Raw genomic sequence first — 6,335 nt, 5'->3', positions numbered from 1 at the left:
GAAGGTAGATATCTTGCTACAAGGTGAAGCTGTTGATGCCTTTAGCGCAATTGTTCACCGCGATAAGGCGTACTCGTACGGTGTGATGATGACCGGCAAGCTCCGCGAGCTCATCCCTCGTCAGCAATTCGAAGTTCCTATTCAGGCTGCAATTGGTTCTCGCATCATCGCTCGCGAATCCATTCGCGCGATCCGTAAGGACGTTCTTGCAAAGTGCTACGGCGGAGATATCTCACGTAAGCGCAAACTTCTCGAGAAGCAAAAAGAAGGTAAGAAGCGCATGAAGATGGTGGGACGCGTTGAAGTTCCACAAGAAGCCTTCGTTGCAGCTCTTGCTACCGATGCTGATATCGAGAAGATCAAAGCAGCGCGCAAGCTCGAAAACTAAGCGCGTGTTCTCGTACTACGTACACATTCCGTATTGCGTACGACGATGCGGCTACTGTGACTTTAATACCTATACGCCTTCCGAGCTACAAGATGGCGCATCTCTTGAAATCGTCTCTGCTGATTACATCGATGCTGTCTTAAAGGAACTTGAGACAACACCTACCGACGAAGTCAGCACAATCTTCTTTGGCGGCGGCACGCCTTCGCTGATTCCACCCAAGGATTTAGGCCGCGTGCTTACTGCAATCAAGGCTCGCAACGGAATTACCGAAGATTGCGAAATTACCCTTGAAGCTAACCCAGATTCAGTAACTCAAGAAAAGCTCGATGGATATATCGAAGCCGGTTTTAATCGCATCTCATTTGGCATGCAATCCAATAAGGAGCATGTCCTTAAAGTTCTCGATCGCACTCACAATCCAGAAAATGTGCGCAAAGCAGTGGATATGGCACGCGCTGCAGGTTTTGGATCTATCTCTGTCGACCTTATTTACGGCGCACCCGGTGAATCCTTAAGCGATTGGGCATCTACCGTCAAAGAGGCGCTCTCCTTGGATATCGATCACATCAGCGCCTATGCACTGATTGTCGAAGATGGCACCAAGCTGGCAGCGCAGATTAAACGCGGTGAATTAACGATGCCAGATGATGATTTGATGGCAGATATGTATCTGCTGGTGGATCAACAAACCTTGCAGAAAGGCATGAAGTGGTACGAGCTCTCCAACTGGTCAAAGCCAGGTCATCAATCTCGCCACAACATCACCTATTGGAAATCCAACAACTGGTGGGGACTAGGACCAGGTGCGCATTCGCATATCGACCAGAAGCGATTCTGGAACGTAAAGCACCCCACCGCTTATAAAGAGCGCGTCTTTGCTGGCCAGTCACCGATTAAAGATTCAGAAGTTCTTAACGATGAACAGAGGAAGTCTGAGTACATCATGTTGGCCATTCGTATGCCGGCAGGAGTGCGCAAGGCAGCTTTAACAGTTGCTCAATACGAGCGCACCGTTGAATACATCAAGAGTGGCCATGTTATTGATCTACCTGATGCGATTGCACTGACACCTAAAGGTCGCCTGATTGCAGACAGAATTACTCAAGAAATGCTTGCTTAAGGGTTCGCAGGTAAACTGCCGCCCATGACTACTGATCGCAGACTCGAGATTCTTCGAGCCATTGTTGAGGAGTACGTCCAGACTCAAGAACCAGTCGGCTCCAAGGCAATTGCTGAAAACCATGCTCTGGGCATTTCGCCCGCAACAATTCGCAACGAGATGGCTGTATTGGAAGATGAAGGCTTGATTGCTCAGCCCCACACAAGCGCAGGCCGCATACCGACAGATCGCGGCTATCGCATCTTCGTCGATAAGTTGGCGACGGTAAAACCGCTCTCCAATGCTGAACGCCGTGCCATTGAAACTTTTTTGCATGGTTCATATGACTTAGAAGATTTGCTTAAGCGCAGCGCCAAGTTGCTCTCTGACATTACAAAACAAGTTGCAGTCGTGAAATATCCCATCATCGGTGATTCACAAAGCCGCGAGAAGATGGCTATCTCTGGTACAGCGCACCTCGCCCGATCTGGCGATGGCACTGATTTATCCTCGATCTTGGAAGCCCTCGAAGAGCAAGTTGTTCTATTGCGCCTTTTGGATGATGCCAATCCAACGGTCAATGTCATGATCGGAAGCGAGCAGAAAGATGCTCATCTACAAACAACTTCTCTCGTCACTGTTGGGTACGGCACTGAAAACAACTCATTAGGCGCGCTCGGTGTGCTCGGACCTACCCGCATGGATTACGCTGGTTCTATGTCTGCAGTATCTGCTGTAGCCCGATATGTTGGACGATTTATTACGGAGAGTGCTCAATAACAATGGCTGATTTTTACGAGCTTCTTAACGTCCAACGCGGAGCAACGCAGGATGAGATTAAGAAGGCCTATCGCAAGATTGCGCGCGAGCTGCATCCCGATGTTAATCCGGATCCTGAGGTGCAGAATAAATTTAAAGATGTAACCGCTGCCTATGATGTCTTGAGCGATCCGCAAAAGCGTCAGCAATACGACATGGGTGGCCGCGGCGGTTTTAACGACTTCGGTGGAGGATTCGGCGGCGGCGGATTTAGCGACATCATGGATGCATTCTTTGGTGGCGGTGGAAATCGCGGACCTCGTCCACGTATGCGTCAGGGGCAAGATGCGCTGATTCGTATCGAAGTTGATTTACATGAAGCCTGCTTTGGAACCGAACGCGATATCACTATCGAAAGCGCGGTTGTTTGTGAAAAGTGCGAAGGCCAAGGCACTGCCAATAATTCACACCCAGAGACCTGCAAAGTCTGCGGTGGTCGTGGTGAGATGCAATATGTGCAGAAGTCGTTCTTAGGTCAGGTCATGACATCCAGACCATGCAGCAGCTGCTCTGGTTATGGAACAGTGATTACAGATCCTTGCCGCGAGTGTGCTGGTGATGGTCGTGTGCGTGCAAAGCAGAATATCAACATCAAGGTTCCAGCAGGCGTTGAGACTGGTAACCGTATCCAGATGTCAGGTCGCGGTGAAGTCGGCGCCGGCGGCGGACCAGCTGGTGACCTCTACGTTGAAATCGTCGAGAAGGATCATGACTACTTGCTCCGCGATGGCGAGAATCTGCATGTTGCCATCTCTGTTCCTTTTGCTGCAGCAACTTTGGGAACAACTGTAAAAGTTGAAGCCCTTGATGGACCCATCGATGTTCATATCAAGCCAGGCACCCAGAGCGGCACAACGGTTTCAGTAAAGAGCAAGGGCATGACTCGCCTTCGCACCACACATCGTGGTGACTTGATCGTGCACGTTGATATCGAGACTCCTCATAAGCTCAATAAAGAGCAGGAGAAGTTGCTCAAAGAATTTGCCAAGGCACGTGGTGAAAAGGATGGCGATGTCACGATTAAGCGCCATCAAGATGGATTGTTCGCCAAATTTAGAGATGCCTTCCACCGTTAATGTTGACTTTATTCTTCGTTGAGGATTTACCCACTACGGTCGGTGCTCGCTACGAATTCGAGAGTGAAGACGCACACCATGCAATCAAGGTTCTCCGTATTGCAGCGGGTGAAATCTTCAACTTAAGCGACGGTAAAGGTGCCTGGTCACGCGTCAGTGTAGAAAACGTCAATAAGAAGTCGATGACAGTAACCGTTCTTGAGACAGGTTTCGAAGATTCACTCGTGCAGCACTTCACTATTGTGCAGGCAATCCCTAAAGGCGATCGCATCAAGGAATCGATTGAGATGTGTACTGAAGGCGGCGCAGACCGGATCGTGATGTGGAAGGCAGCTCGCAGCATTGGTCGCGCCGATGAGAAAATTGAAAAGTTACAGCACACAGCACGCGAGGCATCAAAGCAATCGCGACGTTTTCGTATCCCTGACGTTGCAGGAGTTGCGACAACGGAAGACATCATCGATGAAATTGCAAAAGTAGATCTCGCACTTGTCTTTCACGAATCAGCCACTATGACAATTTCTCAGGTAGTAGTTCCTGGCGCGACAAAGGTGGCCATCATCATCGGCCCTGAAGGTGGCCTAACTGATGAGGAAGTCACAACCTTTGCCGCCGCTGGCGCCAAGGTTGTTCTGATGGGCCGGCCGATTTTGCGCTCAGCTCACGCCGGTCTGGCTGCACTTGCCGCGGTCAACACGGCCCTTTCTGTGTGGTGAAAAGACCCTCCACCCGATACATTTTCACTCATATGGAGCGCCTCTTAGTCACGATCCCTCCGGCCATTCCGATGGTTGCTCTCCTTGGTGCGGGCGATGCCAACATCTTGGCGATTGAAGCCGCATTCCCTTCCGTCAATATCACTGTGCGCGGCAATGAAATCACCTTGCGCGGCCCACATGTTGATTGCATGGCGCTAGAAAAACTTTTTGGCGAGATGTTGGTTGTGATTCGTTCTGGTCAGGCGCTCGACGTCAACGCAGTCTTACGCAGCATTGCGATGATTGAGGCAAAGCCAGCGCAAAGCCCTGGCGAAGTTCTCTCATTGAATATCGTTAGTAATCGCGGCAAAACAATCAGGCCTAAGACAGCCAATCAGAAGTTATATGTCGATGCAATTGAAGAGAACACAATCACTTTTGGAATTGGCCCTGCCGGTACCGGTAAGACCTATCTTGCAATGGCCAAGGCAGTTGCTGCACTGCAAGCAAAGCAGGTCAATCGCATTATCTTGTCTCGTCCCGCAGTTGAGGCAGGGGAGAAGCTGGGATTTCTGCCAGGAACATTAAGCGAGAAGATTGATCCATACCTGCGCCCACTCTTTGATGCGCTGCACGACATGATTGATGGCGATTCGATTCCACGTTTGATTCAATCTGGAATCATCGAAGTTGCACCTCTTGCATTTATGCGCGGACGTACACTCAATGACGCATTTATCATCTTGGATGAAGCCCAGAACACCACACCCGAACAAATGAAAATGTTCCTGACCCGCCTTGGTTTCGGTTCCAAGATGGTAATTACAGGTGACATCACACAGAATGACTTGCCTAACGGTCAGCGCAGCGGACTTGGAATTATTCGTTCCATTCTTGATGGCGTGGCAGATATCGCATTTATGGATCTGACTGCAGAAGACGTAGTCCGTCACCGTTTGATTGGTGACATCGTGAAGGCATATGACGCATACGATGCGACAAAACATGCGCCAGTCAGTATTCACAAGCAGTCATGACAATTGAGGTAACTAATCGCTCTGGTGTCGCTGCCCCAGAGCGTGAGATTGAATCTCTGCTGACTTTCGGAATCGATTACATGGATTTGCATCCTGATTGCGAGCTTTCAGTCACCTTTGTTGATGATGCTGAGATGGAAGAGCTTCACATTAAATGGATGGATGAACCAGGCACCACCGATGTTCTCTCATTCCCAATGGATATGCCGGAAAGCAGAGACGATGCAGTAACTCTTGGCGATATCGTCATTGATCCGATTGTTGCTGCCCACCAAGCCGCGACTGCTGGCCACAGCGCCGAGCACGAGATTTACATCCTGGCAGCGCACGGACTACTGCACATCCTGGGATATGACCATGCCGATAAAGATGAAGAGAAGATCATGTTTGAACTTCAAGAGACTATCGTCAAGAAATGGGCACAACAGAAATGAATCCCCTCCCGAGTTATTTAGCAAATGCAATTTCATATCTCTATGACCATGCTCAAAAACGTGGATTGATTGAGAGCGATCTCAGCCATCTTGCCGACAACGATTTCGAACTCGGCGACACATTGGTGCGCGAGCTGATGGTTCCGCGCACCGAGATGGTCTGGGTCGAGCGCGATAAGACACTTCGCCAAGGTTTATCGCTAGCTCTGCGCTCTGGGTATTCACGTATTCCTGTTGCCGGAGATGACCTCGATAACATCATCGGAATTGCCTACGTGAAGGATTTAGCAAAGCGCGCGCTGGACCACCATGATGCTGAGACTACGGAAAAAGTCGAACAACATATGCGCCCGCCAGTCTTTGTCCCAGAAAATAAAGAGGCCGCTGACTTGTTGCGCGATATGCAGCGCAACCAGATTCACCTCGCAATCGTGGTGGATGAATATGGCGGAACAGCAGGCATCATCACCATTGAAGACATCATCGAAGAAATCGTTGGTGAGATTGCTGACGAATATGATGATGGGGTCGAAAGCTTTACCTGGCTGTCAGAGACGAAAGCTCGGGCAAAGGCCTCGCTGCACATTGAAGATCTGGCAGAAGAACTCAAGATCACGATTAAGGAAGAGGATTATGAGGGCATCGACACCATCGGTGGCTTAATGGCGCAGATCCTCGGCCGAGTTCCTATCGCAGGCAGCACCGTCACTATCGAGGGTTGGTCCGTTACCTCAGAACGCCCAGTCGGTCGCCGTCGTAGAATTAGCTCTGTCATTATCGA

The 6,335-nt window shown here is 50.0% G+C and carries 7 protein-coding genes and 1 pseudogene; all 8 read left to right on the top strand.

All coding sequences use genetic code 11. The annotated features are described in order from the left end of the window. Positions 1 to 388 (top strand): annotated as a pseudogene (locus ACKOVI_RS00750) (elongation factor 4); the annotation flags it as partial. Continuing rightward, complete coding sequence (gene hemW, locus ACKOVI_RS00745) at positions 342 to 1,511, top strand: radical SAM family heme chaperone HemW (protein WP_509601856.1); 1,170 nt, start codon at positions 342 to 344, stop codon at positions 1,509 to 1,511. The pseudogene ACKOVI_RS00750 and the gene hemW, both read left to right, overlap by 47 nt. A 24-nt stretch (positions 1,512 to 1,535) precedes the next feature. Next, positions 1,536 to 2,270 carry an HrcA family transcriptional regulator gene (locus ACKOVI_RS00740; RefSeq protein ID WP_509601854.1) on the top strand — a complete coding sequence of 245 codons (735 nt, stop codon included), beginning with the start codon at positions 1,536 to 1,538 and terminating at the stop codon, positions 2,268 to 2,270. A 2-nt stretch (positions 2,271 to 2,272) separates the two neighbouring features. Next, positions 2,273 to 3,385 carry a molecular chaperone DnaJ gene (dnaJ, locus tag ACKOVI_RS00735; protein ID WP_509601852.1) on the top strand — a complete coding sequence of 371 codons (1,113 nt, stop codon included), beginning with the start codon at positions 2,273 to 2,275 and terminating at the stop codon, positions 3,383 to 3,385. Beyond that, a complete protein-coding gene (locus ACKOVI_RS00730) occupies positions 3,385 to 4,101 on the top strand; it encodes a 16S rRNA (uracil(1498)-N(3))-methyltransferase (RefSeq protein ID WP_509601850.1) in 717 nt (238 codons plus the stop codon). Before dnaJ ends, ACKOVI_RS00730 begins: the two co-directional genes overlap by 1 nt. 32 nt (positions 4,102 to 4,133) lie before the next feature. Next, entirely contained in the window at positions 4,134 to 5,120 is a 987-nt protein-coding gene (locus ACKOVI_RS00725) for a PhoH family protein (RefSeq protein WP_509601848.1), read from the top strand. After that, positions 5,117 to 5,554 carry an rRNA maturation RNase YbeY gene (gene ybeY, locus ACKOVI_RS00720; protein ID WP_509601846.1) on the top strand — a complete coding sequence of 146 codons (438 nt, stop codon included), beginning with the start codon at positions 5,117 to 5,119 and terminating at the stop codon, positions 5,552 to 5,554. Before ACKOVI_RS00725 ends, ybeY begins: the two co-directional genes overlap by 4 nt. Then, the coding region (locus tag ACKOVI_RS00715) for a hemolysin family protein (RefSeq protein WP_509601844.1) at positions 5,536 to 6,335 on the top strand (800 nt) is incomplete at its 3' end. The genes ybeY and ACKOVI_RS00715, both read left to right, overlap by 19 nt.

Origin of the sequence: Candidatus Planktophila sp. (assembly GCF_046070465.1) — a bacterium.
Classification (GTDB): Bacteria; Actinomycetota; Actinomycetes; order Nanopelagicales; family Nanopelagicaceae; genus Planktophila.
This window is presented reverse-complemented; position numbering and strand designations above follow the sequence as displayed.